This is a genomic window from Nonomuraea monospora (genome assembly GCF_039531895.1).
In the GTDB taxonomy this organism is placed as follows: domain Bacteria; phylum Actinomycetota; class Actinomycetes; order Streptosporangiales; family Streptosporangiaceae; genus Nonomuraea; species Nonomuraea monospora.
Genome location: NZ_BAAAQX010000014.1, coordinates 228,287 through 254,904 on the forward strand (window position 1 = coordinate 228,287; position 26,618 = coordinate 254,904).

Sequence of the window (26,618 nt, forward strand, 5' to 3'; positions counted from 1 at the left end):
GCCCTTACCAACATACGTCGGCCCGCATGTTGCCAGAATAAAGTGGTTCTCCGCCACCGGCTGGGAGGATACACAGGTGAACGACGCGGACGACGTACTGATCGGACTCGACCCCGAGCAGCGCGCTGTCGCCGAGGCCGTGCGCGGGCCGGTGTGCGTGCTGGCCGGGGCGGGCACAGGCAAGACCAGGGCGATCACCCACCGCATCGCGTACGCGGTGCGCAGCGGAGTGGTCGACGCGCAGAGCGTCCTCGCTGTGACGTTCACCACGCGCGCGGCCGGCGAGCTGCGCCAGCGCCTGCGCGCGCTCGGCGCGCCCGGCGTCCAGGCCCGCACCTTCCACGCCGCGGCGCTGCGCCAGCTCACCTTCTTCTGGCCGCGGGTGATCGGCGGCGCCGCCCCCTCGGTCATCGAGTCCAAGCTGCCCGTGCTCGGCGAGGCCTGCCGCAGCCTGCGGCTCACCCCCGAGCGCTCCGAGCTGCGCGACCTCGCCTCCGAGGTCGAATGGGCCAAGGTCACGCAGATCGGCCCGGAAGACTACGTGGCCGCCGCCGCCAAGCACCACCGCACGCCGCCCATGCCGGCCGAGCAGCTCAGCCGCGTCTACGAGGCGTACGAGCGGATCAGGCGCGAGCGCCACCTGGTCGACTTCGAGACCATCCTGGAGCTGACCGCGGCCGTGATGACCGAGCACCAGGAGGTGGCGGCGCAGATCCGCCAGCAGTACCGCTACTTCGTGGTCGACGAGTACCAGGACGTCAACCCGCTGCAGAAGCTGCTGCTCGACACCTGGCTCGGCGGGCGCGACGACATCTGCGTCGTCGGCGACCCCAACCAGACGATCTACTCCTTCACCGGCGCCAGCCCGCGCTACCTGACCGGGTTCGGCGTGGAGCATCCCGACGCGGCCGTCATCAAGCTGGTGCGCGACTACCGCTCCACCCCCCAGGTCGTCGACCTGGCCAACCTGGTGATCGCCAAGGGCCGCTCCCCGCACCGCCTGGAGCTGGTCGCGCAGCGGCCCGACGGGCCCAAGCCGGCCTTCAGCGAGTACGACGACGAGCCCGCCGAGGCCGCCGGGGTGGCCAGGGCCATCAGGAAGCTGCTCGACAAGGGCGTGCCCTCGCGTGAGATCGCCGTGCTGTTCCGGGTCAACTCCCAGTCGGAGGCGTACGAGGAGGCGCTGACCAAGGCGGAGATCCCGTACATGCTGCGCGGCGCCGAGCGCTTCTTCGAACGCCCCGAGGTCCGCCAGGCGGTCGTCCTGCTGCGCGGCGCGGCCCGCTCCGCGGCGGGCGAGCCGCTCGCCTCCGAGGTGCACCACATCCTCGGCGGCGTCGGCCTGACGCCCGTCCCGCCCGGCGGCGGCAAGGCCCGCGAGAAGTGGGAGTCGCTCAAGGCCCTCGCCGACCTGGCCGAGGACCTGGCGGCGGAGGGGGCCGACCTGCCCGCGTTCGTCGCCGAGCTGGAGCGCCGCGCCTCCGAGCAGCACGCGCCGCCCGTCGAGGGCGTCACCCTTGCCTCGCTGCACGCCGCCAAGGGCCTGGAGTGGGACGCCGTGTTCCTCGTCGGGGTCACCGACGGCATGCTGCCCATCATCTACGCGGAGAGCCCGGAGCAGATCGAGGAGGAGCGCCGCCTGCTCTACGTCGGCGTCACGCGCGCCAGGGAGCACCTGTCGGTCTCCTGGGCGCTGGCCCGCGCGCCGGGCGGACGCAAGAGCCGCCGCCCGTCCCGCTTCCTCGACGGCCTCACCGGCCGCGCCTCCGCGCCGCCCCGCATCGCGCCCGCCGCCCGCGAGCGCCGCCAGGTCGCCGCGCCGGTGAGCTGCCGCGTGTGCGCCAAGACGCTGGTGAACGCCACCGAGCAGAAGCTGGGCCGCTGCTCCACCTGCCCGGCCGACTACGACGAGGCGCTGCTCGAACGGCTCAAGGCCTGGCGCACGGCCACGGCCAAGGAGGCCAAGCTCCCGCCGTACGTCATCTTCACCGACGTGACGCTGCAGGCCATCGCCGAGCGCGCGCCGGTCACCGAGCAGGAGCTGCTGTCGATCGCCGGGGTCGGCAGGGTCAAGCTCGACCGGTACGGAGAAGCCGTGCTGGGGCTGTGCCGGGGGTCGTAACGGGGGCGAAACCGGGCCGGGGCATCATCGGAAAGTGCGACAGGTCAAACTTGTCCCGGGGACCGGTAACCAACTTGTCCCAGGGGCCGGTAACCATGAAGGGGGACTTGTCCCGGCAAGCGGTGACATGAAAGGGACGGACACGTGAACTCGGCGCTGAAGGAGCTCCTTGACCTGCTCGACCTGGAGCAGATCGAGCTCGACATCTTCCGTGGCAGAAGCCCGGAAGAGCGCATCCAGCGTGTCTTCGGCGGCCAGGTCGCGGCGCAGGCCCTGGTGGCGGCCGGCCGCACCGTCCCCAAGGACCGGAACGTGCACTCCCTGCACGCCTACTTCATCCGCCCCGGCGACCCGGCCATCCCGATCGTCTACAACGTCGAACGGGTGCGCGACGGGCGCTCCTTCACCACCCGGCGCGTGGTGGCCGTCCAGCACGGCAAGGCCATCTTCACGATGTCCGCCTCCTTCCACGTCTTCGAGGAGGGCGTCTCCCACCAGGCACTGACGATGCCGCCGGTGCCCGACCCCGAGACGCTCCCGACGTTCCAGGACCGGATGTACGAGCTCGTCGGTGACCACCCGGAGCTGCGCGACTGGTTCACCCGGCCGCGGCCCGTGGACGCGCGCTACGCCTCGCCGCTCACCTGGGAGGCGTTCGCCAACCCCGAGCTGCGCAGCGCCCAGACCAACGTCTGGTTCCGCTACCACGCCGACCTCCCCGACGACCCGCTCCTGCACGTGGTGCTGGCCGCCTACGCCTCCGACTTCACGCTCGTCGACACGATCCTGCTGGCCCACGGCATGGCCTGGGGCGCCTCGAACGTCATGGGCGCCTCGCTCGACCACGCCATGTGGTTCCACCGCCCCTTCAGGGCCGACGACTGGCTGCTCTATGCTCAGGAGTCGCCGTGGTCGGCGGGGGCCCGCGGGCTCGCGCGCGGTGAGATGTACACCGCGTCGGGTGACCTCGTGGTCTCAGTCGTCCAGGAAGCCATGATTCGCCTCACGAAATAGGCGAAATCGCAGGTAGAAAATATGTTGCCCCTTCCCGGCTTCCCGGTTTAGGGTCATGGTCAAGCGAGTCGGACAGCCCTGTTCCGACGATCCAGAGAGTGGAGGTGAGCCCCGGTGATCAGCATTCAGATGTCGGCCACGCAGTGGTTCGCCTCCGCATGCCGTGACTCGGTGAGGCTCGCCGATGGGCCCGCCAAGCTGCGGCAGGAGAAGTCTGCCCGTAGCCAGATCGCCGCCTTCTACGCGCCCGCCCACGAGGGTGTGGCCCCAGCAGCAGGCGCTCCTGTCTACGTCGGACGTATCGAACTGCCGGCCAACCAGCTCACCAAGGGTGGACTGTGCGGTCCGCAACCCTGGAGGGATGCTCCGGTCATAACCTGACCGGCACATAGCAGCCCCCAGGCCGCGGATCCGCACACAGGATCCGCGGCCTTCTTGTTTGTCCGTGATCCCCGACCACCTACGAGGTGCCCGACCAAAGATCAAAAGATCGATCGAAGGAGAAAGCAGATGGGGGCGAAGACGATCATGGACCTGATCGACGAAGCCAAGATCCCCTGTCGTACCGACCCTGACCTGTGGTTCGCCGAGTCGCCTGAGGACGTCGAGTTCGCCAAGGCACTCTGCGGCGGCTGCCCGATCCAGAAGGCCTGCCTGGCCCGCGCGCTCGAGCGCGAGGAGCCTTGGGGCGTCTGGGGCGGCGAGCTGATCCTCAGGGGGACCGTCGTTCCCCGCAAGCGTCCGCGCGGGCGTCCCCGCAAGCACCCGGTCGCTGCCTGACCACCTTCCACCCGCACCGACACACCAGAAAGCGAACAGACCAATGAGCACGTACAGCCCGAGCAGGAGCCGAGCAGTGCCGGATCTCATCCATGACCTGGTCAATGACCGAATACAAACCCTCCACCGCGAGGCGGAGGAGCAACGCCTCATCCTGCGTGTCACGCGGGTGCAGCGGGCTCGGCGGGAGGTCCGGCGGGCGAACGATCGCCTCCGCCAGGCCTTGAGCCGCCAGTTCTGATCCAGGAGATCCTGCCGCCGGCGCAGGATCTCCTGATCGGAGCCTTGACCAGAGGAGCCGGGCGCAACCAGCGCCCGGCTCCTTCGTTCTGTTGTCCCTCGCCCCTCGCCATCCGGCCGCCGCAACCAGCGCCCGGCTCCTTCCTTCTTCCCCCGCTTCACCCTCGGCGTCTTCTTCGCTTCATCCTTCGCGTCTTCTCGGTCCGCCCTTCGGCTCTTCTTCGGGCCCGCCCTGCGCTCCTCTTCGAGTTCGCCCTGCGCTCCTCTTCGGGTTCGCCCGCCACCGCCCTCGCTATCCGGCCGACCCCACACCTCCCCGCCGTCCGACCCCCACCACCGCCGCCTCCTCTTCCGCCGTCGTCCAGAGCCGCACCGCCATCCACGCGACCCCGACCGCCGCCATCACCAGCCCACCCAGGTAGACGGCCTCCGGCACCAGGTTCCGCAACGACCCGGGCACCATGCCCACCACGTACAGCACCACGCCCACCACCGGCATAACCCCGCTCCTGACCGCCGCCGCCCCGAACGTCACCACCCCCACCAGCAACACGGCCGACGTCACCAGAAACGCCCGCCCGGTCCCACCGGCCAGCAGCCCGCTCACGACCCCGCCACCCAGGTACGGGAACACGAAGTGCAACGTGTACTCGACCGCGAACGCCCCGGCCAGGCCGGCCGAGTTGAGCACGTACCCGACCAGGCCCAGCGTTCCTGCCCTGGCGCGGATGAACAGGTAGATACCGGTGATCGCGAGCAGGCCGGTGAGGGCTGCGAATGGGGCGATGGCGTGCGTGAACGCCGTCTCTGCCACTAACCCGGCCCTCCGGGCGGCGTTGACGACCAGTAACACGGCGCAGACGAACCCTGCCACCCCGGCAACCCGTTGAACACCCATGAAACGACTCCCTTCTTGCGCTTTTCCTGCGGTTCTTTGCCTTCTTCTCGGTCTCTTGCTTCTCGGTCTCTCGGCTTTCCTCTGAACGCCTCCGCTTCCTCGGCTTCCTCCGCTTCCTCGGCTTCCTTCGCTTCCTCGGCTTCCTGGGCTTCCTTCGCTTCCTCGGCTTCCTGGGCTTCCTTCGCTTCCTGGGCTTCCTGGACGCCTGGCTCACGGCCGTGGCTCGCGGCTCTGGCTCGCGGCTCTGGCTCGCGGCTCTGGCTCGCGGCCCCTGGCTCGCGGCCCCTGGCTCGCGGCCCCTGGCTCGCGGCCCCTGGCTCGCGGCCCCTGGCTCGCGGCCCCTGGCTCGCGGCCCCTGGCTCGCGGCCCCTGGCTCGCGGCCCCTGGCTCGCGGCCCTGGTTCACGGCCCCTGGCTCGCGGCCCCTGGCTCGCGGCCCCTGGCTCGCGGCCCTGGTTCACGGCCCCTGGCTCGCGGCCCCTGGCTCGCGGCCCCTGGCTCGCGGCCCTGGTTCACGGCCCTGACTCGCAAGGCCCAGAAGCACGACCTCGGCCTCCTCCTTCAGCCCGCCTCCTTCGCCGCCACCCCTTCCGCCTCTTCTCCGCTTCCTCCCTCACCCCCGCTTACCGCCGGCCTCATCGCCCTCGCTCCGCCTCATCGCCCTCGCCCTCCCGCACCCCTGCCTTACCGCCTGCCTCATTCGCCCTCGCCCTGCCCATTCGCCCTCGCGCTCCCTCATGCGCCTCTCGCCCCCTCGCCCCCTGCCTCGTTCGCCTTCCATCCCTGCGTCGTCAGCCCTTCACTCACTCCCTCCCTCATCCACCGATAACGCTTGTTATGATGCGCGTTATAGCCCGCTATGGTGAGAGGGTGCCGAGAGCCGTAAGCACCTCGAAAGAACTCGGCGCACTGCGCCAGGACCTCCTGGACGCCGCCATGCGCGTCCTCCGCGAACAAGGCGCGCCCTACCTCACCCTCCGCCGAGTAGCGGACGCCGCCGCCACCTCCACCATGGGCATCTACACCTGCTTCGGCGGCCGAGCCGGCCTGCTGGAGGCGATCTACGAGCACGGCTCCGGCCTCCTCCACGAGGCGATGACCGACTCCCTCAACGGCCACACCGACTCGCTGTCCAGAATCATGGCGGTGGGCTACGGCTACAGGCGGTTCGCCCTGAGCGACCCTGCCCTCTACGCGCTGATGTTCGAGCGCCCGCTCCCCGACTTCGACCCTTCACCGGAGCAACGCACCGACGCCCTCCGCCGCTGCTTCGGCCTGCTCGTCGAAGCCACCACAGCAGCCGCCGCCACGGGCGCCATCCACTCCTCGAACCCGGAACGCTCGGCCTACCTCGTCTGGACGACCATCCACGGCCTCGTCAGCATCGAGCTCACCTGCTCCCTCCGCACCCCGCTACCAGGCTGGTTCCTCAACTCCAAGGAGGAGGGCGAACGCATCCTCACCGACGGCCTCCGAGCCCTTCTCTCGGGTCTGACCTGAACGGCGCGCAAAAATGCGCTGGCTGGCAGGGCACGTGCGAGCGTGTGCCCTGCCAGCCAGCCAACGAGCCGCCCACCGTCTGTCACCCATGAGGTCCGTGCGGAAGATCGATAACCTGACGGGAACGCTGCCGGCGAACGGCTCTGCCAACCCGCCGCCCACGCACGCGGCTCAGTACGCGATCACCCAACGACCACGCCACTCTCCGCCCGCACTCCATGACGGCGGCATGCACTCAGGGAGAAGCGAGACAACTCACGGCGGTCAGCTCAACGGGAAGCCCCTTGAGCGACGGATCCACCGAGGTCGACACCTCACCCGCACGGGACGCCAGACAGTCCCCGGCTCGAACCGGATCGACGACGGCACTCGCGGCGGGCGCGGTCGCGAACAGCCCGACGGTGGCCAGGGCGATGACCGCCAACAGGCGTGCGGATCGGTGCATCTGCATCCTCCCAAGAGAGAGTAACGGTTTGCACTCGTATAATTACACAGAGTAGTCAGCGGTCAACAGTGCATCCCACAAACTGCCTCCCCGCCACTCCACTGGGCGATGCCGGTGATCCCAAAACTGCCCTGCGTCGAGCAAAGCCCTGAGTCGATGCCGCCTGCGCCGAGCGCGCGTGCGACTGATCGGCAGTCTGCGCCGAGCGGCGGGTTCGGCCGATCAGCAGTCTGCACCCGAGCGGCGCGTTCGGGCGATCAGCAGTCTGCACCCGGGCGGGGCGTTCAGCCGATCGGCAGTGTGCACCCGAGCGGCGCGTTCAGCCGATCGGCAATCTGCGCCGAACGGGGCGTTCAGCAGTCTGCACCCGAGCGACGCGCGTGGCCGATGCCAGCCTGCGCTGGGCCGATGCAAACCTGCGTCGATCGACGTGCTCAGCCAATGGGCAGCGGCTGATCATCCGGGTCGTCGGCGAACCCCGGCACCCAGCGGATCACCTCATCCCGGAACCGCGCCGTCGTACCAAGCTGGCACAGCACCCCGATCCCCGCCGCATGCACCCGATGGATGAGGACGTACGAAGGCGGCAGGTTGAGCTGGCGGATGACGTTGGTGGGCCGGAGGTCGGCGACGCTGGCCGCCTGCGCCTGGAGCCACTCCCGGCTGAACGTGAACTCCTCGACCGCCGTCGGCTCCACGTACGGGGCGAGGAAGGCGCGCAGCGCGTCAGGGTCGATGTCGATGTCCTCGCGGATGAAGCCTTCCTGGCGCAGGCCCGCCATGACGGTCTGCATGTCGCCCTGGTTGAAAATGCGGGTGAGCTGGCCGAAGGCTTTGGGGTAGCCCTCGGGGAGCCGGTTGACGGCGCCGAAGTCGAGGACGCCCAGCTTGCCGTTGGGCAGGACGCGGAAGTTGCCCGGGTGCGGGTCGGCGTGGAGCATGCCGACGCGGGCGGGGGAGCAGAAGAGGAAGCGGACGAAGAGCAGGCCGGCGTGGTCGCGCTCCTCCTGGGTGCCCTCGGCGATGATGCGCGACAGCGGGGTGCCTTCCATCCACTCGCTGACCAGCACCATCTCGTTCGCCGCCACGACGTCCGGGATGTGGAAGTCGGGGTCCTCGTCGAACTCGAGGGCGAAGGCGTGCTGGGCCTCGGCCTCGCGCAGGTAGTCGAGCTCCTCCGCGACCCGCTCGCGCAGCTCGCCCAGCAGGGCCTTCATGTCGAGGCCCGGCAGCAGCACGCCGAACAGCTTGCCCAGCCGGGCGAGCTGGGAGAAGTCGCCGAGCAGCGCCTTGCCCGCACCCGGGTACTGGATCTTGACGGCCACCTCCCTGCCGTCGTGCCACACGGCCTTGTGCACCTGGCCGATGGAGGCGGCGGCCGTCGGACGGTCGTCGAACGACAGGAAGTGCTCCCGCCAGCCCTCGCCGAGCTGCTCCGCCAGAACCTTGTGGACCGTCGAGACGGGCAGCGGCGGGGCGGCTTCCTGGAGCTTGGTCAGGGTCGCGCGATAGGGACCGGCGATCTCCTGCGGCAGCGCGGCCTCGAAGATGGACAGGGCCTGGCCCAGCTTCATGGCGCCGCCCTTGAGCTCGCCGAGCACCTTGAAGATCTGCTCGGCGGTGCGCTGCTGGACCTCCTGGGCCACCAGCTCCGCCGACTTGCCTCCGATGCGCTTGCCGAGCCCCAAGGCGGCGCGACCTGCGAAGCTGATGGGAAGGGTGGCCAGTTTGGCCGAACGCGTGACAGCACGGCGCGGAAGATCGCTCACACTGATGCGCGGAACCTCGGCGAGATACCGCTTCCCCCCTTCGTGGTCGTTCTCTGAGCACGTCAGTCGCGGTCAGGTGCCATGACCATTCTTAGCGAATATGGATTGTTTCGCATACAACGACATTGAGGGTGTGCCTTCCACGACCGCCTTCTCCAGCGCCAATCAGGGGTTACGTCCATTGTGCCGTTGGTCACAGAGGGCTCCTTGCCGTCGAGGAAAGCAAGCGCATGACCGGACGCCTGGGCTGCGACGACGGTCGCGAGGGCCACGTCACACGCGATCTCTCCCGGCGGGTAGCCGCCCAAACGGGCCGTGACGATCGGCCAGTACGGGTCGCGGTCGCGCCGGGTGAGGTCGAGGCAGTGCAGGCACGCCGTGTCGCCGGGGAGGACGAGCGGGCCCACGATTCCGTGACCTTCGAAGGCGGCTACCAGGAGGTGGGGGATGCGCAGCGCGTTCAGGTCGTTGACCAGCAGCATGTCCAGTGGGCCGACCTGGGAGAGGATGACGAGGTCCGGCCGGTCGGACTTGTCGCCGAGGAAGGTCCCGCCGGCCACCGCCTTGGCACTCGGCCGACACCGCTCCTCGGCCGTGCTGGGTGAGGTGGTGGGGCGTGCGTCCCTCGGAGGCGTGGTGCGGGTAGCCGGCGGGGGCGTGGCGCGGGTGCCAGGTGGAGCCGAAGTGCGGGCGCCTTGCGACGGGGCGGCGGGGGTGCCCTGTGGAGGGGTGGTGCGGGTCCCTGGCGCGGGTGTGGCGCGGTTGTCGGGCGAGGGCGAGGTGCGGGCGCCAGGTGGGGGCGTGGTGCGGGTGCCCGGCGGGGGTGTGCGGGTGCCCTGCGGAGGTGCCGCGCGGACGCCTTGTGGAGGCGTGGCGCCCGTGCCAGGGGGAGGCGTGGAGCTGGTGTTTCGGCGTGCTGGTGAGGCGGTGGGCTGAGGGCCGGAGGGGACGCCGCCACCACCAGCACCACGCGGCGAGGCGCCGGATCGGGAAGCCGCAGCCCTGCTCGCCGCCGCAGCCCCACCGCCCCTCACCGACGGCCTCCCGAAGGCTCGACCGGCGGAGGACGAGGCCCTGGGAGGCCGTACGCCATCGGGGTCGCCGGGCGGGACAGGAGGGACACCGGCCACGTCGAGAGCCTGCCGATACTCCTCAGCGGTAGGTTCATCGCTCTCCATCGGCAGGCCACCCCCCGCCGTGAACCGCCTGGCGACCGCCACGGCCCCGTCCTCCCGGGACATGCCCACCTCCGCCCACGAGAGCCCTCCAGGCGTGATGTCCTGAGGCCGCGTCTCCTCGGGATCGAGGACGCGCAGATGCCCCACACCGGCGGCGGCGAGCAGGGCGACGATCTGAGCGCCGACGCGACCGGCCCCGTACACCCGCACGCGTGACCGCCGCCGGCGCTCGAAGAGGGCGATCATGCCGTCAGGGGCGGTGGAGCCGAGGTCGAGGGCGTTGAGCTCCGGTTTGAGGCGGTCGCGTTCTGCCAGAGGGAGGTCGCGCAGGGCGCCGGGGCCGGTGGCGGCGTCGTGGAGGGCGCCCTGGGCGGCGAGCTGGTCGAGCAGGGAACGGGCGCGGTACTCGTCGAGGCCCGCGAGGGCCGCCTCCCGCAGGACGGTCTCCAGATCGCGGGTGCCGTCGAGGCCCTCGACCCACTCCCGCACAGGTTCGGTAAGGCCCCTCAGCGTGACCGCGCGGAGAGGGTGGACGCCGAGTTGGAGGGTGCGCTCGTCGCGGAGAATGCGCCGCAGGGTGGGCTTCACACGTGGCCTCATGGCGGGAAAGGCTTCCACGACAAAGCAAGATCCCGAGCGGGTTCGGTGGCGGATGTGGATAACTTCGGGAATGGGTGCTCGGCCTGTGGATGAAGTAAATGACCGCGCCGCACAGCAGGCCGCACAGCAGGCCGCACAGCAGGCCGCACAGCAGGCCGCACAGCAAAGCCGCATGGCGACCCGCGCGGGTTACGCTTCCCCGCATGAACGAGCTCTCAGTTGATCGCAAAGACGACGGAGTCGTACTCGTCACCCTCAACCGTCCCGACATGCGCAACGCCATGACCGACACCATGACGGCCGAATGGCGCGCGACCATGACCGATCTGGCCACCGACAGGGACGCCCGCTGCGTGGTCGTGACAGGAGCGGGGTCGGCTTTCTCCTCGGGCGGCGACCTGTCGTGGCTCGGCGAGCGCGGCGCCGAGCCGGTGCCCCGGCTGCGCGAGCGCATGCTGGGCTTCTACCGCACCTGGCTGATGATCACGGAGCTGGAGATCCCCACGGTCGCCGCCGTCAACGGCCCGGCGGTGGGTGCGGGGCTGTGCGTGGCGCTGGCCTGCGACCTCGTGTACGCGGCCGACGACGCCAAGCTGCTGGCCCCGTTCACGTCGCTGGGCCTGCACCCGGGCATGGCGGCCACGTACCTGCTGCCGAGGAGGTCGCCGGGTCTGGCCCGGGAGATGCTGCTGGCGGGCCGGACAGTGACCGGGAGGGAAGCGGCGGATAAAGGGCTCGTAAATCAAAGTTTCCCGAAAAATGACCTAATGTCGGAAGTAGGCGACATCGCCACGAAGATCGCCCAGAACGCGCCGATTGCCACAAGGCTCACGAAAGTGGCCCTCAACCAAGACCATCAAGACCTGGAAGCCGCTCTGAGGTGGGAATCCTTGGCTCAGCCCGTGACCATGGTCTCCGCCGACATGGTCGAGGGCCTGACCGCGCATCGGGAAAGGCGCATGCCCAAATTCACCGGCTCTTAATCATCTGACCAGCAGAAACAACGTCCACCCTCTGTGGAATTTCGTCAGTCTCGGCTACCGTGCATATGTGCCCCCCGAGACAGTCGAGGTTCGTCGCAGTTCTCGTCGCCGGCGTACGGTGTCCGCATACCGCGACGGCGACAAGACGATCGTGCTCCTGCCCGCCTGGCTGAGCGGCGAAGACGCGGATGAATGGGTGAGCCGGATGCTGGATCGGCTGGCCGCCAAGGAGAGCCGGCGAAGGCCGACCGACGAGGCGTTGCTGGAGCGAGCCAAGGAGCTTTCGGCGAAATATCTGAACGGCGAGCCCGACCCGGTGAGCGTGCGCTGGGTCGACAACCAGCAGCACCGCTGGGGCTCCTGCACCCCGGAGACCGGCACGATCCGGATCTCCACCAGGCTCAAGGGCCTGCCGGAATGGGTCATCAACTATGTGATCATCCACGAGCTGGTGCACCTGCTAGTGCCCAGCCACGGGGCCAAGTTCTGGGCGCTGGTAGAACAGTATCCGAAGGCGGAGCGGGCGCGCGGGTTCCTGGAAGGCTTCTCCGCGGCGGCCCACATGGCACCGGAGGAGTGTTGACGCGCATCGCCGCGGTTCTGGTACGACAGCACATGGCGCAGGCCGCGCCCCCAGGCGTCGATCCGGCGCGCTTCCTGGAGGCGGTGGCGGAGGACACCTACGAGGTCGTGGCGGGTCTGGAGCTCGTCACCCCCGTCCTGATCACCAGTGTTCCCGGCCTGGACGAGATCGTCTGGCCCGGCACCGAGGTCATCACCATCGCCGAGGACGAGCCGCTCAAGCACATCCTGACCCGGCTCCAGCCCGATCGGGAGGGCGTCAACGACATCGAGCAAGCAGCGCAGGCCGATCAGGTCTGTGTCGTCAGCGCCGATGCCCCCGACCTCCCACCTCTCCTGATCGGCAAGCTGTTCAGGGAACTGGGCAGGGCAGAGATCACGATCTGCCCCTCGGAGAACGGCGGCGCCGTCGCCATGGCCTGCGCCCTGCCCGCCCCACCCTGGGCCGCCCCCGACCTCGACACGTACGACGTCGTCAAGGAGCTGCGCGCCCAGGCGCCGGGCCCGCGCAGGGTGGCCACCACCCCGGGCTGGCACCGCCTGCGCACGCCACAGGACGTGGAGCGCCTCGACCCGGGCCTCGAAGGCTGGGACAACACCAGAGCCCTGGTCAGGGCACGCTGAGCTCGGCCAGCACGGCCCGGTGATCGGTGCCGGGCACGTCACGCACGCTGACCTCCCGCACCCCGACCCGCTGATCCACCAGCACGTGGTCGATCGTGATGAGCGGCGGCACCCGCCTGTTCGCGGGCCACGTGGGGATCAGCCCGGCGCCCACCTGGTCGGCGGCGTCCTTGTAACCCCGTGACAGCAGCCCCCGCATGGCGGCGTGGTCGAGCGAGGCGTTGAAGTCGCCCGCGATGATCCTGATCCGGTCGGCCGAGGCCGAGGGGAAGGCTTCGAGCGCCGTGTTCCAGTCGCTCACCTGCGGCCCCAGCGGCGGGAACGGATGCGCGTCGATGAACTCGATCGGCTTGCCGCCGGGCAGCGCGATCGTCGCCGCGGGCATCTGGTGCCCGACGGGCGGCATGACGTCCCAGATCGCCTCCGCGGGATGCACGGAGTAGAGGCCGCTGCCGCCGGCGCTCCACTCGTCCTGGAGCACCCGGTGCGGCATGAGCTCCTTGAGCCCGGCCGCGTCGAGGTCGGCGACCGCGCCGGGGGTCAGCTCCTGCGTGCTCAGCACGTCCGGCCGGAACTCCCGCACCAGCTTCATGATCGTCGCGACGTCGGCCCTGCCGAACAGCATGTTGATCGTCATGACCTTGAACGGCCTGCCGGTGGTGGCCTCCGCGGTGCCCAGCGCCCTGGGCAGCACGCTGAAGCCGAGCGCCGTGGCCGACAGCAGCGCGACGGCGGTCGCGGCCCGCCTGCGCCCGACCGCGGCGATCAGGAGGGGGACGAGCGAGCCCGCCGCCGCGTACGGGGTCGCGGTCATGAGCTGCGTGGGCAGCGACCCGCGCTCCAGACCGGCCACCCTGGCCACCGCCCAGGCGGCGAACGGTGTCACCGCGACCCAGGTCAGTGCCGTTGCGGGAAACTTCCTGCGCTTGCGTACGGGTGTCACGATCGTGCCGCCGACGGCAGAAGTCTCCACGCAGGCCCCCCTTTTGGAACGACGCAACCGGACTCTAGCCAAGCATGCGCGAGCCCGTGCTGAGCGCGGCCTGTCCGCGTGCGGCCAATCTCCGTGTCGCCTCGTCGGACAGCTCGGGGATCTCGTCCACGGGGAACCAGCGCAGGTCGAGCGATTCCTCGCTGATCACGGCCTCGGCCCCGGCGGGCGCCACGGCGGCGTACTCGACGTCGAGGTGCCAGCTACGCGGCGGGTGGCACCACACGGCGTGCTTGTCGACCGCGAGCGGGCCGGGCAGCAGCCGCAGACCGGAGATCCCCGACTCCTCCCACGCCTCCCGCAGCGCGACCGCTGCCAGTGACGTGTCGGAGATCTCGCAGTGGCCGCCCATCGGCAGCCACATCTTGGCCTTCGGGTGCAGCGTGAGCAGCACCTTGGAGCCGTCGTGCGACAACACCGCGGTGGTCGCCGTCAGGTGGCCGGGCACGCATTCGCGCAGCATCGCGTCGTCGTGCGCGCGCAGGTGCTCGAGGAACTCGGCGCGCAGCGCCTCCTCCTCGGGCGTCGGCGCGGCCCAGGCGGACAGCACCTCCACCGCGTCGTCGTGCAGCGGGCTCAACCCTCGTCGCCCTTGCCCTCGCCGGCATCGGGGCCCTTGTCGAGTTGTGAGATGTCCCACGCCGCCTCGCCGCGGACGAACGCCTCGGGGTCGTCGAGGTCCTCGGCCGTCGGCATCAGGTCGGGGTGGTCCCACAGCCCGTCGCGGCCGTCGAGCCCGCGCGCGCTCTCCAGCGCCTGCCACAGCGCGGCGGCCTCGCGCAGCCGCCTGGGCCGCAGCTCCAGCCCGACCAGGGTGCCGAAGGTCAGCTCGGCCGGCCCGCCGGTGGCCCGGCGGCGGCGTACGGTCTCGCCGAGCGCCACGGCGGAGGGCAGCTTGCCTTGCGCGGCCTTGTCGACCACGGTGGCGACCCACCCTTCGACCAGGGCGAGCATCGTCTCCAGCCGGGCCAGCGCGGCCTTCTGCCGCTCGGTCTCCTCTGGCTTGAGCAGGTTGCCGCCGCTCAGCGCCTCCTGGATGGCCTGCGGGTTGTTGATGTCGAGCCCGCGGATCTGCTCCTCCAGGGCGGAGGTGTCGACCGTGATGCCCTTGGCGTACTCCTCGACCGCGCCGAGCAGGTGCGAGCGCAGCCACGGCACGTGCTGGAACAGCCGGTGGTGGGCGGCCTCGCGGAGCGCGAGATAGAGCCTGATCTCGTCGGCCGGGATCTCCAGGCCCTCGCTGAAGTGCGCGATGCCGCCGGGCAGCAGCGCGGCCGTGTCGGACAGCGGCAGGCCGATGTCGGTCGTGCCGACGACCTCGCGGGCCAGCGAGCCGAGCGCCTGCCCGATCTGCTGGCCGACCATCATGCCGCCCATCTGCTTCAGCATGCCCATCAGCGGCCCGGCCATCTGCTGGGCCTCGGGCGGCAGCCCGGAGCCGCCGAGCGCGCCGCCCATGGTGTCGACCATGCGCTCGGCGATCGGCTCGCAAAGCTTGCGCCAGATCGGGATCGTGTTCTCGATCCACTCGGACCGGCTCCAGGCCTGCGGGGTCGACACGCCGCTGGGCAGCGTCGTCGCCTCGTTGAGCCACAGGTCGGCCAGGCTGAGCGCGTCGACGATCTGGCGGCGCTCGCCTTCCATGACGCTCGGGTCGCCCTCGGCGACCACGGCGTGCCTGGCGATGTTCTTGGCCATGTCCCAGTTGACAGGGCCGGAGCCCTGCGGCGCCGACAACATGTCGGCGAACTGGCGCATCGCCTGAGCCATCTGCTCAGGGTTGCCGAACATGGCGAACGGGTTCTCGTTAGGGTCGTTTTCGCGACCTGGCAGGTCAGTCACCGGTCTACCTCATGCAGGATGGAGGAGGAATCCACATCCGCCACGTTAGTCGTCCGACGGCGGATCAGTGCAAAGTGAGGACCTGGTGCCTACCTCGAAACGCCCGCGTCAACCCGTCGTCGCCGTAACGGGGGCGGCCTCCGGCCTCGGCCGTGAGGTGCTCGCGAGACTCGTGAACTCCGCGGATTTCCGCAGAGTGGTGGCCATCGACGAAGAACGCGGTGACGTCCAGGAAGCCACGTGGAGAGTGATCGACGTACGAGATCCGCTCTTGGCGAACCGGATCTCCGACATCGACGTCCTGGTCCATCTGGCCGGTGACTACGCCGTCGACTCCGACCCCGCCGAGCGGCGGGCGTACAACCTGCGGGCCGCCCAGACCGTGCTGACGGCCAGCGCCGCCGCGCGCGTGCGCAGGGTCGTGCTGGTGACCAGCGCGATGGTGTACGGTGCCGCGCCCGACAACGAGGTGCCGCTGCCGGAGGACGCCCCGGTGGCGGCCGAGCCCGACACGGGCGTCGTCGGCGACTTCCTGGAGATCGAGTCGCTGGTGCGCCGCTCGCTGCGCAGCCATCCCGGCCTGGAGGTGACCGTGCTGCGCCCGGCCGCCGTCGTCGGCCCCGGCGTCGATACGGTGATCACCCGCCACTTCGAGTCGCCGAGGCTGCTGACCGTCAAGGGCTGCAGCCCGCACTGGCAGTTCTGCCACATCGACGACCTGGTCTCCGCGCTGGAGCTGGCGGCGCGCGGCGCCGTCACCGGGGTGGCGGCGGTCGGCTGCGACGGCTGGCTGGAGCAGGAGCAGGTCGAGGAGCTGTCCGGCATCAGAAGCCTGGAGCTCCCGGCGGGCCTGACGTTCGGCACGGCGCAGCGCCTGCACCGCCTCGGCATCACCCCGGCCCCGGCGACCGATCTGCACTACGTCGTCTACCCGTGGGTGGTCGACTGCGCGGCGCTGCGCGAGGCGGGCTGGAAGCCGTCCTGGACGAACGAAGCGGCCTTCGAGCAGCTCCTGGAGCTGCGGGAGAACCGCACGACGGTGGTCGGCAGGCGCCTGCCCGTCAAGGAGGCCACGCTCACCGCCGCCGGCGCCACAGTGGCAGTGATCGGCACCGCCGCGATCGTCCGCCAAGTACGTAAGAAGCGACGCGGTTGAACGGTTAGAGTCTTTCTCGTGGACGTCATCCGCTTGCTCGGCATTCGCGACACCTCGCTCTCCGTTGACGAGGTGCTGGCAGCCGTGGCCGACCACGCCGCGGGCGGCACCGCGTTCTTCGTGGGCACCGTGCGCGAGCAGGACCACGGAAAGCCGGTGACCAGGCTCGCCTACTCCGCCCACCCCTCGGCGGAGGCCGAGCTGCGCCAGGTCGCCGAGAAGGTCGCGGCCGACTTCCCCGTGACGGCGATCGCGGCCGTGCACCGGGTGGGTGAGCTGGAGCTGGGCGACACCGCCGTGATCGTCGCGGTGGCCGCGCCGCACAGGGACGAGGCGTTCAAGGCGGCCCGCCGCCTGATCGACGATCTCAAGGCGCAGGTCCCCATCTGGAAGCACCAGGTGTTCGCCGACGGCGAGACCGAGTGGGTCGGCGCCGGCGAATAAGCTCATCGACATGTCACGACGCGCCCTGACCCTGCTGCTCGCGGGATTCCTCGTGCTCGCGCTCGGGGTGATCGGCGCGTTCCGCCCGGTGCCGTACGTCGTGCTCAGCCCCGGCCCGACGGAGAACACGATCGGCGAGGTCGACAAGAAGCCGGTGATCTCGATCGACGGCAGGCAGACCTACCCGACCTCGGGCGCGCTGAGCCTGGTCACGGTGGCCTACCAGGGCGGCCCCGCCGCCCAGATCGACCTGCTGACGGCGCTGCGCGGCTGGCTCGACCCGACGGTGGCGGTGGTCCCGCAGGAGACGATCTTCGCTCCCGGCCGCGACGCGGAGGAGGTCGAGGAGGAGAACGTCGTCGAGATGACCAACTCCCAGGACTCCGCGACCGCCGCCGCGCTGACCGAGCTGAAGATCCCGTACACCGTGGGCGTGGGCGTGCTGTCCACCGAGAAGGGCAAGCCCGCCGACGGCAAGGTCCAGAAGGACGACGAGATCACCTCGGTCGACGGCAAGGAGACCAAGGACTCCGACGCCGTCCAGAAGGCGGTCAAGGCGCACAAGCCCGGCGAGAGCGTCGTGCTCGGCATCAAGCGCGGCGAGCAGAAGCTCGAGGTCACCCTGCAGACCGTGGCCGGCCCCAAGGGGCAGACCATCGTCGGCCTGACCATGGCGCCCAAGTTCAACTTCCCGTTCGACGTGGACATCAACGTCGGCGACGTCGGCGGGCCGAGCGCCGGCCTGATGTTCTCGCTCGGCATCTACGACAAGCTGACGCCCGGCGAGCTGACCGGCGGCAAGAAGATCGCCGGCACCGGCACCATCCAGCCGACGGGCGAGGTGGGCGCCATCGGCGGCATCGCGCAGAAGATGATCGGCGCGAAGGACGCCGGCGCCACGATCTTCCTGACCCCTCCCGGAAACTGCGCGGAGGCGATGAACGCGGTGCCCGACGGCCTGCGGCTGGTGAAGGCCGAGACCATGCACCAGGCGGTCCTCGCGCTCGACGCGCTGCGCACGGGCAAGGGCGAAGTGCCCGCGTGCGAGGCCGGCTGAAACTTCTGGCGATCGCCGTGCGTTAGTCGTAGGGCTGGCACAGCGGTGTAAGTTGCCAGACACGGACCGTTTTTCATTACGACGAGGGGTTGGCCTTGAGCTTCCGGACCCCAGGAGCCGGTAGGGCGATGCGCTTGCCCCGCCGACCGCGACTGCTTCTGCCTGTGGCGATCGCCCTCGTGGCGATCGTTGCGCTGTTCTTCCTGTTCTCGGGCATCTATACCGACTACCTGTGGTACGACTCGACCGGCTTCACGTCGGTCTTCAGCGGCATGGTGCTGACTCAAATCGTGCTGTTCCTGGTCGGAGCGGTGCTCATGGTCGGCATCGCCGGCGGCAACATGCTGCTGGCGTTCAAGACCCGCCCGATGTTCGGGCCGGCGATCTTCGGTGGCGGCAGCGGCGCCGACCGCTATCGCATGGCGCTCGACCCCCACCGAAAGCTGATCTTCATCGTCGGCATGGGGCTGCTGGCCATCTTCTCCGGCTCCTCCTTCGCGGGCCAGTGGAAGACGTGGCTGGAGTTCAGCAACGGCGCGTCGTTCGGCCAGAAGGACAAGCTGTTCGCGATGGACATCTCGTTCTTCATGTTCGACTACCCGTTCATCCGGATGGTGCTGAACTTCCTGTTCACCGCCGTGATCATCTCGATCGTCCTGGCGGCGATCACGCACTACCTGTACGGCGGCTTCCGCCTGCAGTCGCCCGGCGTGCACGCGTCCAAGGCGGCCAGGGTCCACCTGTCGGTGCTGCTGGGCATCTTCGTGCTGCTCAAGGCCGTCGCCTACTGGATCGACCGGTTCGGGCTGGTCTTCTCCGACCGCGGGTACGTGCACGGCGCCTCCTACACGGACGTCAACGCCGTGCTGCCGGCCAAGACCATCCTCGCGATCATCGCGTTGATCTGCGCCGCGCTGTTCTTCGCCGGCGTGTTCAGGCCCGGCGGCATGCTGCCCGGCGTCTCCTTCGGCCTGCTCGTGCTCTCGGCCATCCTGATCGGCGGCGTCTACCCGGCGCTGGTCGAGCAGTTCCAGGTCAAGCCCAACCAGCAGGGCAAGGAGTCGGCCTACATCCAGCGCAACATCGAGGCCACGCGCGAGGCGTACGACATCGACAAGGTCGAGGTCGAGACGTACAACGCGCAGGCCGACCCGGCCGCCGTCCAGGCCAACGGCGACACCTCCGTCTCCGGCGTGCGCCTGCTGGACCCGGCGCTGCTCGGCTCGACGTACGAGCAGACGCAGCGCATCAGGGGCTTCTACAGCTTCGCCGACCCGCTCGACGTCGACCGCTACCCCGACAGCACGGGCAAGCTGGTCGACCACATCGTCGGCGTGCGCGAGCTGACGGGGCCGCCCACCGAGCAGAACAACTGGATCAACCGCGTACTCAAGTACACCCACGGCTACGGCTTCGTCGCCGCGCCGGGCAACAAGGTCGACTCCGGCGGCCTGCCCGCGTACGACGCCAAGGACATGCCGGTCAACGGTCCGCTGGTCGACAGCACCAAGCTCAAGGAATCGCGCATCTACTTCGGCGAGGACGAGTCGGCCTCCGAGTACGTGATCGCCGGCGGCGACCCGAACAACCCGCAGGAGCTCGACTACCCGGAGACGGGTGGCACCGGCCAGAAGAACACCACCTACACCGGCCAGGGCGGCGTGCCCGTCGGCTCGTTCTTCAACCGGCTCCTGTACGCCGCCAAGTACAGCGAGGCGAACATCGTCCTGTCGGGCGACATCAACGACGCCTCCAAGATCCTGTACGTGCGCAACCCGCGTGACAGGGTCGAGAAGGTCGCGCCGTTCCTGACGCTCGACGGCAACCCGTACCCGGCGATCATCGACGGGCGGGTCCAGTGGATCGTCGACGGGTACACGACGTCGAACGACTACCCGTACTCGCAGAGCCAGAGCCTCGGCGACATGACGCGCGACACGTCCACCGACCGCCGGGTCATCGCCCAGCAGCCGAGCGACAAGATCAACTACATGCGCAACTCCGTCAAGGCCACGGTCGACGCCTACGACGGCACGGTGAAGCTCTACGCGTGGGACGCCAACGACCCGCTGCTGAAGACGTGGAGCAGCGCGTTCCCCGGCATCATCACGCCGGCCTCGCAGATGAGCGCCGAGCTGCGCCAGCACGTGCGCTACCCCGAGGACCTGTTCAAGGTGCAGCGCTTCACCCTGTCGCGCTACCACATCACCGACCCGGGCGCCTTCTACGGCGGCCAGGACGTGTGGAACGTCCCCGGCGACCCGACCCAGGGCGACAAGAACATCAAGCAGCCGCCCTACTACCTGACCACCACGATGCCGGGCAGCAACTCCTCGGCGTTCTCGCTGACCACGACGTTCGTGCCCCGGCAGGGGCCGAACCTGGCGGCGTTCATGGCGGTCAACTCCACGGCCGGGCCCGACTACGGGCGGATGCGGATCCTGCGGATGCCGCCGTCGAGCACCCCCATCCCAGGCCCAGGACAGGCGCAGAACGCCTTCCAGAGCCGCTTCGCGGGTGAGCTGAACCTGCTCGGCGTGGGTGCCTCGTCGGTCCGCTACGGCAACCTCCTGACGCTTCCCTACGCGGGCGGCCTGGTCTACATCGAGCCGGTGTACATCCAGGTGACCGCGGGCGGCGGGCAGGAGCCGTACCCGATCCTGCAACGCGTCCTGGTGTCGTTCGGCAGCAAGATCGGTGTGGCGCGCACGCTGGAGGAGGGTCTCGCCGAGGTCTTCGGCGGCGATCAGACGCAACAGGTGCCGAGCGAGCAGCAACAGGAACAGACCCAGCCCAACACGTCCAACTCGGCGCTCAACTCGGCGATCAACAACGCCAAGAAGGCCTACTCGGACGCGCAGAAGGCGCTGCAGGCCAGCCCGCCCGACTGGGACGCCTACGGCGACGCCCAGAAGCGGCTGGAGGAGGCGCTGCAGGCGCTGGAGGGGGCCAACGCGCAGCAGCCGACGCCCACGACCTCGCCCACGGCTTCACCGTCGGCCTCGCCGTCGGCGTCGCCGAGCGCCTCGCCCAGTGCCACGCCGACAGGCTCGCCGCCCGCGACACCGGCGGCTTCGCCGTCAGGCTGACGCATTCAGTTTGCGTACACCCCGCGCCGCCCGGTAGTCTTACAAGGCACAAGCGACGCGGGGTGGAGCAGTTCGGTAGCTCGCTGGGCTCATAACCCAGAGGTCGCAGGTTCAAATCCTGCCCCCGCTACCAGGCAGAGGCCCGGGATCCGGAAACGGAGACCGGGCCTTTCGCGTGAGTGCGGCAGGTATCTGGTTCGAGCACTACTCAGAGGCCTGTATAGTTATTACTGACACACCGACGCGGGGTGGAGCAGTTCGGTAGCTCGCTGGGCTCATAACCCAGAGGTCGCAGGTTCAAATCCTGTCCCCGCTACCAAGGAGAAGTCCCCGGTCGCCGGTTCATCCGGCGGCCGGGGACTTTTTTGTGCGCCCAGAAGATGATTACATCATTACATGACTGATGAGGCAGTGCCCACGCTCTACGCCTGGGCGGGCGGCACCGAGGCATTCGAGCGGCTGACCGAGGTGTTCTACCGCAGCGTCGTCAAGGACGACCTGATCGGGCCGCTGTTCGCGCACATGGACCCCGATCACCCGAAATACGTGGCGATGTGGCTGAGCGAGGTCTTCGGCGGCCCCGACCGCTACACGACCGAGCGCGGCGGCTACGCCCACATGCTCCGCCACCACCTCGGCAAGGCGATCACCGAGCCGCAGCGCCGCAGATGGGTGAGCCTGCTCATGGACGCGGCCGACGAGGCGGGGCTGCCCGACGACCCCGAGTTCAGGGCCGCGTTCGCCGGATACGTCGAATGGGGCACCAGGCTGGCCAGGCACAACTCCCAGCCAGGGGCGACGCCTCCGGGCGAGGCGCCGGTGCCGCACTGGGGGTGGGGAGTGGCGCCGCCGTACCAGCCGTAACCTGGAGGAATGAGAGGGCGGCTGCGCGTCTACCTCGGTGCGGCGCCCGGGGTGGGCAAGACGTACGCCATGCTGAGCGAGGCCCGCCGCGCCCGCGAGCGCGGCAAGGACGTGGTCGTGGGCCTCGTCGAGACCCACGGCCGCGCCCGCACCGCCGCCCTCCTCGACGGGCTCGACGCCGTGCCGAGGCGGAGCGTGACGTACCGCGGCACGACCTTCACCGAGCTGGATGCCGACGCCGTCATCGAACGCGCCCCCGCCATCGCCCTGATCGACGAGCTGGCCCACACGAACGTCCCCGGCTCCCGCCACGCCAAGCGCTGGCAGGACGTCGAGGAGATCCTCGACGCCGGCATCGACGTCATCACGACCGTCAACATCCAGCACCTGGAGTCGCTGAACGACGTCGTCGAGCAGATCACCGGCGTGCCCCAGCGCGAGACCGTCCCCGACGAGGTGGTGCGCGGAGCCGACCAGATCGAGCTGGTCGACATGGCGCCGGAGGCGCTGCGCCGCCGGCTGGCCCACGGCAACGTGTACCTGTCCGAACGGGTCGACGCCGCGCTCGCCAACTACTTCCGCGTCGGCAACCTGACCGCTCTGCGGGAGCTCGCCCTGCTCTGGGTGGCCGACAAGGTGGACGAACAGCTCGGCCGCTACCGCAGCGACCACGCGATCGCCGGCACCTGGGAGGCGCGCGAGCGGGTGGTCGTCGCGCTCACCGGCGGTCCCGAGGGCGACACGCTGGTACGGCGGGCCGCGCGCATCGCCGCCAAGGGCAAGGGCGCCGATCTGCTGGCCGTGCACATCACCAGCGCCGACGGGCTGACCACGAAGGGCGATCCCGCCCATCTGGTACGCCAGCGCGCCCTCGTCGAAGGCCTGGGCGGCACGTACCACCAGGTGGTCGGGCACGACGTGCCACGGGCGCTGCTCGACTTCGCCCGCGGCGCGAACGCCACCCAGCTCGTGCTCGGCGCGTCCAGAAGACGGCGGCCGCTCACCAGGGGCGTCGGCGTCACGACGGCCGCGCTCGCGGGGTCGATCGACGTGCACATCGTGCCGCACGAGGCGACGGGGAAGGGCCGGTTCGCGGCGCGGTCGGGGGCCGCGCTGACGCGCAGGCGGCGCGCGTCCGGGTGGGTGCTGGCGCTGCTCGGGATGCCGCTGCTGGCGATCGCGCTGCTGCCCGCGGGGCTCACGCTGCCCAGCGAGATCCTGCTCTTCCTGCTGCTCGTCGTGGCCGTCGCGCTGACCGGCGGCATGTGGCCCGCGCTGACGGCGGCGGTGCTCGGGTTCGGGCTGCTCAACTGGTTCTTCACGCCGCCGCTGCACACTCTGACGATCGCCCAGCCGGAGAACGTGCTCGCGCTGGCCATCTTCGTGCTGGTCGCGGTCATGGTCAGCACCGTGGTCGACCTGGCGGCCCGGCGCAGCAGGGAGGCGGCGCGCTCGCGGGCCGACGCCGAGGTGCTGTCCACGCTGGCGGGCCACGTGCTGCGCGGCGAGTCGGCGCTGCCGTCGCTGCTGGCCCGGATGCGCGAGACGTTCGGACTGGTCGCGGTGACCCTGCTCGAACGGGGCGACGCGGCGGAGGGCGGCCGGGGTGATGCGGCGGAGCGCGGCCAGGGCGATGTGGCGGAGCGCGGCCAGGGCGATGTGGCGGAAGGCGGCCGGGGCGATGCGGCGGCTGGCGGTGGGTGGCGGGTCGTGGCCACGTCGGGCGGCGTGCCGGCCACCAGCCCAGGCACGGCCGACCACGACGTCGCGATCGACGACCGGCTGGTGCTCGCCGCGCGCGGGCGACTGCTGGAGGCCGGCGACCGGCGGGTGCTGGAGGCGTTCGCGGCGGAGGCGGCGGTGGCGCTGCGGCAGCAGCGGCTGCGGGAGGCCGCCGACCGGGCCGGGCCGCTCGCCGAGGCCGACAAGATGCGGACGGCGCTGCTCGCCGCCGTCGGCCACGACCTGCGCACCCCGCTCGCCTCCGCCATGGCCGCCGTGGAGAGCCTGCGCGGCACCGACATCGCCTGGTCGGAGGAGGACCGCGCCGAGCTGCTCGCCACCGCCGACGAGTCGCTGATCAAACTGAACCGGCTGGTGTCGAACCTGCTCGACATGAGCCGCCTCCAGGCGGGCGTACTCGGCGTCAAGCTCGAACCGGTGGCCATCGAGGACGTCCTGCCACACGCCGTGGACGACCTCGGCCCGCTGGGCGACCGCCTCACGACCGAGATCCCGCCCGGCACACCGGACATCATGGCCGACCCCGCGCTGCTGGAACGGGTGCTGGTCAACCTGATGGCGAACGCCCTCCGGTACAGCCCGGCCGGCCGTCCCGTGCTCGTCGGCGCGAGCTGGCACGGCGAGCACGTCGAGATCCGCGTCACCGACAGGGGCCCCGGCATTCCGCCCGAAGCGCATGAAAGGGTGTTTCTGCCGTTCCAGCGGCTCGGCGACCGTGACAACCACACGGGAGTGGGGCTCGGCCTGGCGCTGTCGCGCGGTCTGACCGAGGCGATGGGCGGCACGCTCGTCCCAGAGGACACGCCCGGAGGAGGACTCACCATGACCGTCTCACTGCGGCGGGCCACATGACCCGCGTGCTCGTGGTGGACGACGAGCCCCAGATCCTGCGCGCCCTGCGCGTCAACCTGGCGGCGCGTCAGTACGAGGTCGCGGTCGCCCCCGACGGCGGCACGGCGCTGCGCCAGGCCGCCGACTGGCACCCCGACCTGGTCATCCTCGACCTGGGCCTGCCCGATCTCGACGGCGTGGAGGTCATCCAGGGCCTGCGCGGCTGGACCTCGATCCCGATCATCGTGCTCTCCGGCCGCGCTGACAGCACCGACAAGGTGGACGCGCTCGACGCCGGCGCGGACGACTACGTGACCAAGCCGTTCAGCATCGACGAGCTGCTCGCGCGGGTGCGCGCCGTGACCCGCCGCACCGGGCAGCACGGCGAGGAGAACGCGACGGTGCAGGTGGGCGAGCACGTCGTGGACCTCGCCGACAAGACGATCTCCGGAGGGGTGCGCCTGACGCCCACCGAGTGGCACTTCCTGGAGATCCTGCTGCGCAACCCCGGCAAGCTGATCAGCCAGCGCCAGTTGCTGACCGAGGTCTGGGGCGAGACATACCTGAAGGAGACGCACTACCTGCGTCAGTACATGGCCCAGCTACGGCGCAAGCTCGAACGGGACCCGGCGCACCCCGATCACCTGCTGACCGAGCCGGGGATGGGGTACCGCTTCCAGCCGTAGGCGGTTCACGCCCTGCTGAGCATGCGGGCCGCCTTGCCCACGGCCCAGGCCAGCAGCAGCAAGCCGAAGATGACCTGGACGACGCGCATCCAGAACGGTGAGCCTTGGTCGGCATAAATCACGATGCCCACCCACATCAGGCCGAATATCCCGACCATGACGATTGCCGTCCAATTCAGCCCCCGCTGCCACATATGCGGAGTCTTACAGGCCGTCCGCCAAGGGTGGGTATGCCCGGAGTTGTCACGGCGTCAGTGCGTGGCAACTTTGTCCCGTTTGTTCGCGGGGGTGGGGATCCGGCGTGTTCAGCGGGGGAGCGGAGACCTGGTGTGCTCAGCAGGGGAGCGGAGACCCGGCGTACTCAGCGGGGGAGCGCGCGGCCGGTGCCGACGCAGCGGCGCAGGCGCATGCCGCGGGGGCGCGGCTTCGGGGTCTCCGTCAGGCAGGCGAGCAACGCGGCCGCCGTACGGGCGTCGGACAGGATGCGCTGGACGGCCTCGCCGTCCTCCGGCATCTGACCGCGCTCGGCCAGCTCGTGCTTGAGGAACGCCATGGGATCCGGCAGGTCCGCCAGGTCGGCGGCGGCGCTCGCCCTGGCCGCCGTCAGCAGGCGCAGATAGTGCGTGCGCAGGACCGCCTCACGCATGCGAGCGTGTTCCAGGTCGTCGATCAGAGTCCTGGCGACTCGCAGCAGATCTCCGGCGTGCGTCGCCCCGTCGGCGAGGAACGCGCGGATGTCGTCGAACTCCGACCTTGTCATGTCGGCCACCTCCGAGAGCGCAGACTGCTCGTAGGTATTTCGTACCGGGGGACGATTGCGGATGACTTGCCGTCGGCTTGCCCGCTGGTGTCCGGGCAGGTGGCATTGGCGAGGTTTGAGGGTCAGGTGGGGAGGGAAGAACCATCTGATTACCTGAGTGGGCCGAAGCGGGTGCGCCAGGCTGCTAGAGTTGCTTCCCGCAGGGCGATCCAGAGCCTCCTGGAGTCTCGGAGCCGCCCGGCAAATCCCACTACCTTCAGGGTCGTCCGGCGACGGTGCAAACCACTTCGAACGGGCTGGTAAGTTAGAGGGGTTGTCTCCGAAAGGGGGCAGGGATTAATTCCCGCAGGTCGAGCAAGTCCGGTCAATTTGACAGGAACTTGAACGGCTGAAAGAATTAAGACCACAACGACGAAATGAA

The 26,618-nt window shown here is 69.9% G+C and carries 24 protein-coding genes and 2 tRNA genes; 17 read left to right on the forward strand and 9 right to left on the reverse strand.

Annotation, left to right across the window (positions count from 1 at the left end):
* Positions 1-76: 76 nt before the first annotated feature.
* From ABD331_RS27225 to ABD331_RS27240, 4 genes are all read left to right on the forward strand, one after another.
* A complete protein-coding gene (locus ABD331_RS27225) occupies positions 77-2,122 on the forward strand; it encodes an ATP-dependent DNA helicase UvrD2 (RefSeq protein ID WP_344480247.1) in 2,046 nt (681 codons plus the stop codon).
* Positions 2,123-2,266: 144 nt separating this feature from the next.
* Positions 2,267-3,136 (forward strand): acyl-CoA thioesterase, encoded by an 870-nt coding sequence (locus ABD331_RS27230; protein WP_344480250.1) that lies wholly within the window; start codon positions 2,267-2,269, stop codon positions 3,134-3,136.
* 114 nt (positions 3,137-3,250) lie between these two features.
* Positions 3,251-3,517: a hypothetical protein gene (locus ABD331_RS27235; protein ID WP_344480253.1), complete on the forward strand. Its 267-nt coding sequence runs from the start codon at positions 3,251-3,253 to the stop codon at positions 3,515-3,517.
* A 129-nt stretch (positions 3,518-3,646) separates the two neighbouring features.
* Positions 3,647-3,916, forward strand: a complete 270-nt coding sequence (locus ABD331_RS27240) for a WhiB family transcriptional regulator (protein WP_103964555.1) — start codon at positions 3,647-3,649, stop codon at positions 3,914-3,916.
* Between the two features lie 532 nt (positions 3,917-4,448).
* On the opposite strand, the gene ABD331_RS27245 is transcribed toward ABD331_RS27240, so the two are convergent.
* Positions 4,449-5,054 (reverse strand): hypothetical protein, encoded by a 606-nt coding sequence (locus tag ABD331_RS27245; RefSeq protein ID WP_344480261.1) that lies wholly within the window; start codon positions 5,052-5,054, stop codon positions 4,449-4,451.
* An 869-nt stretch (positions 5,055-5,923) separates the two neighbouring features.
* On the opposite strand from ABD331_RS27245, the gene ABD331_RS27250 reads away from it, so the two are divergent.
* The gene (locus tag ABD331_RS27250; protein ID WP_344480264.1) at positions 5,924-6,553 is read left to right on the forward strand and encodes a TetR/AcrR family transcriptional regulator; all 630 of its coding nucleotides are present in this window, start codon (positions 5,924-5,926) and stop codon (positions 6,551-6,553) included.
* A gap of 235 nt (positions 6,554-6,788) precedes the next feature.
* Here ABD331_RS27250 and ABD331_RS27255 read toward each other — a convergent pair whose 3' ends face one another.
* The 3 genes from ABD331_RS27255 to ABD331_RS27265 form a co-directional block, all read right to left on the reverse strand.
* Positions 6,789-7,004, reverse strand: coding sequence for a hypothetical protein (locus ABD331_RS27255; RefSeq protein WP_344480268.1), 216 nt, complete (start codon positions 7,002-7,004; stop codon positions 6,789-6,791).
* Positions 7,005-7,432: 428 nt separating this feature from the next.
* Positions 7,433-8,767: an ABC1 kinase family protein gene (locus ABD331_RS27260; RefSeq protein ID WP_344480271.1), complete on the reverse strand. Its 1,335-nt coding sequence runs from the start codon at positions 8,765-8,767 to the stop codon at positions 7,433-7,435.
* A gap of 62 nt (positions 8,768-8,829) precedes the next feature.
* The gene (locus tag ABD331_RS27265) at positions 8,830-10,545 is read right to left on the reverse strand and encodes a ThiF family adenylyltransferase (protein WP_344480274.1); all 1,716 of its coding nucleotides are present in this window, start codon (positions 10,543-10,545) and stop codon (positions 8,830-8,832) included.
* Positions 10,546-10,748: 203 nt separating this feature from the next.
* Between ABD331_RS27265 and ABD331_RS27270 the strand changes: the two genes are divergently transcribed.
* The 3 genes from ABD331_RS27270 (at position 10,749) to ABD331_RS27280 (ending at position 12,734) form a co-directional block, all read left to right on the forward strand.
* Positions 10,749-11,528, forward strand: a complete 780-nt coding sequence (locus ABD331_RS27270; RefSeq protein ID WP_344480277.1) for an enoyl-CoA hydratase/isomerase family protein — start codon at positions 10,749-10,751, stop codon at positions 11,526-11,528.
* A 67-nt stretch (positions 11,529-11,595) separates the two neighbouring features.
* The gene (locus tag ABD331_RS27275) at positions 11,596-12,111 is read left to right on the forward strand and encodes a M48 metallopeptidase family protein (RefSeq protein WP_344480280.1); all 516 of its coding nucleotides are present in this window, start codon (positions 11,596-11,598) and stop codon (positions 12,109-12,111) included.
* On the forward strand, positions 12,108-12,734 hold the full coding sequence (locus ABD331_RS27280; RefSeq protein ID WP_344480283.1) for a hypothetical protein: 627 nt from the start codon (positions 12,108-12,110) through the stop codon (positions 12,732-12,734). The genes ABD331_RS27275 and ABD331_RS27280 overlap by 4 nt, the downstream gene beginning before the upstream one ends.
* Here the strand turns inward: ABD331_RS27280 and ABD331_RS27285 are convergent.
* From ABD331_RS27285 to ABD331_RS27295, 3 genes are read right to left on the reverse strand one after another with little or no spacing between them, the layout of a single operon-like run.
* Positions 12,721-13,707: an endonuclease/exonuclease/phosphatase family protein gene (locus ABD331_RS27285; protein WP_344480286.1), complete on the reverse strand. Its 987-nt coding sequence runs from the start codon at positions 13,705-13,707 to the stop codon at positions 12,721-12,723. The genes ABD331_RS27280 and ABD331_RS27285 overlap by 14 nt on opposite strands.
* A gap of 34 nt (positions 13,708-13,741) precedes the next feature.
* Positions 13,742-14,305: an NUDIX hydrolase gene (locus tag ABD331_RS27290; RefSeq protein WP_425566054.1), complete on the reverse strand. Its 564-nt coding sequence runs from the start codon at positions 14,303-14,305 to the stop codon at positions 13,742-13,744.
* Positions 14,302-15,567: a zinc-dependent metalloprotease gene (locus ABD331_RS27295; RefSeq protein WP_425566055.1), complete on the reverse strand. Its 1,266-nt coding sequence runs from the start codon at positions 15,565-15,567 to the stop codon at positions 14,302-14,304. The genes ABD331_RS27290 and ABD331_RS27295 overlap by 4 nt, the downstream gene beginning before the upstream one ends.
* Before the next feature lie 82 nt (positions 15,568-15,649).
* Between ABD331_RS27295 and ABD331_RS27300 the strand changes: the two genes are divergently transcribed.
* The 9 genes from ABD331_RS27300 (at position 15,650) to ABD331_RS27340 (ending at position 25,437) form a co-directional block, all read left to right on the forward strand.
* Positions 15,650-16,723, forward strand: coding sequence for an NAD-dependent epimerase/dehydratase family protein (locus ABD331_RS27300; protein ID WP_344480347.1), 1,074 nt, complete (start codon positions 15,650-15,652; stop codon positions 16,721-16,723).
* 18 nt (positions 16,724-16,741) lie between these two features.
* The gene (locus ABD331_RS27305) at positions 16,742-17,167 is read left to right on the forward strand and encodes a molybdenum cofactor biosynthesis protein MoaE (RefSeq protein ID WP_344480289.1); all 426 of its coding nucleotides are present in this window, start codon (positions 16,742-16,744) and stop codon (positions 17,165-17,167) included.
* A gap of 10 nt (positions 17,168-17,177) precedes the next feature.
* Positions 17,178-18,224 (forward strand): YlbL family protein, encoded by a 1,047-nt coding sequence (locus tag ABD331_RS27310; protein WP_344480292.1) that lies wholly within the window; start codon positions 17,178-17,180, stop codon positions 18,222-18,224.
* 128 nt (positions 18,225-18,352) lie between these two features.
* Positions 18,353-21,313: a UPF0182 family membrane protein gene (locus ABD331_RS27315; RefSeq protein WP_344480295.1), complete on the forward strand. Its 2,961-nt coding sequence runs from the start codon at positions 18,353-18,355 to the stop codon at positions 21,311-21,313.
* Between the two features lie 56 nt (positions 21,314-21,369).
* Positions 21,370-21,446: transfer RNA gene (locus ABD331_RS27320), tRNA-Met, on the forward strand.
* 109 nt (positions 21,447-21,555) lie between these two features.
* A tRNA-Met gene (locus ABD331_RS27325) sits at positions 21,556-21,632 on the forward strand.
* Positions 21,633-21,709: 77 nt separating this feature from the next.
* Positions 21,710-22,177 (forward strand): group II truncated hemoglobin, encoded by a 468-nt coding sequence (locus tag ABD331_RS27330; protein ID WP_344480298.1) that lies wholly within the window; start codon positions 21,710-21,712, stop codon positions 22,175-22,177.
* A gap of 9 nt (positions 22,178-22,186) precedes the next feature.
* Positions 22,187-24,772, forward strand: coding sequence for a sensor histidine kinase (locus ABD331_RS27335; protein WP_344480301.1), 2,586 nt, complete (start codon positions 22,187-22,189; stop codon positions 24,770-24,772).
* Complete coding sequence (locus ABD331_RS27340; RefSeq protein WP_344480304.1) at positions 24,769-25,437, forward strand: response regulator; 669 nt, start codon at positions 24,769-24,771, stop codon at positions 25,435-25,437. The genes ABD331_RS27335 and ABD331_RS27340 overlap by 4 nt, the downstream gene beginning before the upstream one ends.
* Before the next feature lie 5 nt (positions 25,438-25,442).
* Here ABD331_RS27340 and ABD331_RS27345 read toward each other — a convergent pair whose 3' ends face one another.
* Positions 25,443-25,595: a hypothetical protein gene (locus ABD331_RS27345; RefSeq protein WP_344480307.1), complete on the reverse strand. Its 153-nt coding sequence runs from the start codon at positions 25,593-25,595 to the stop codon at positions 25,443-25,445.
* Positions 25,596-25,798: 203 nt separating this feature from the next.
* On the reverse strand, positions 25,799-26,197 hold the full coding sequence (locus ABD331_RS27350) for a hypothetical protein (protein ID WP_344480310.1): 399 nt from the start codon (positions 26,195-26,197) through the stop codon (positions 25,799-25,801).
* Between the last annotated feature and the right edge of the window lie 421 nt (positions 26,198-26,618).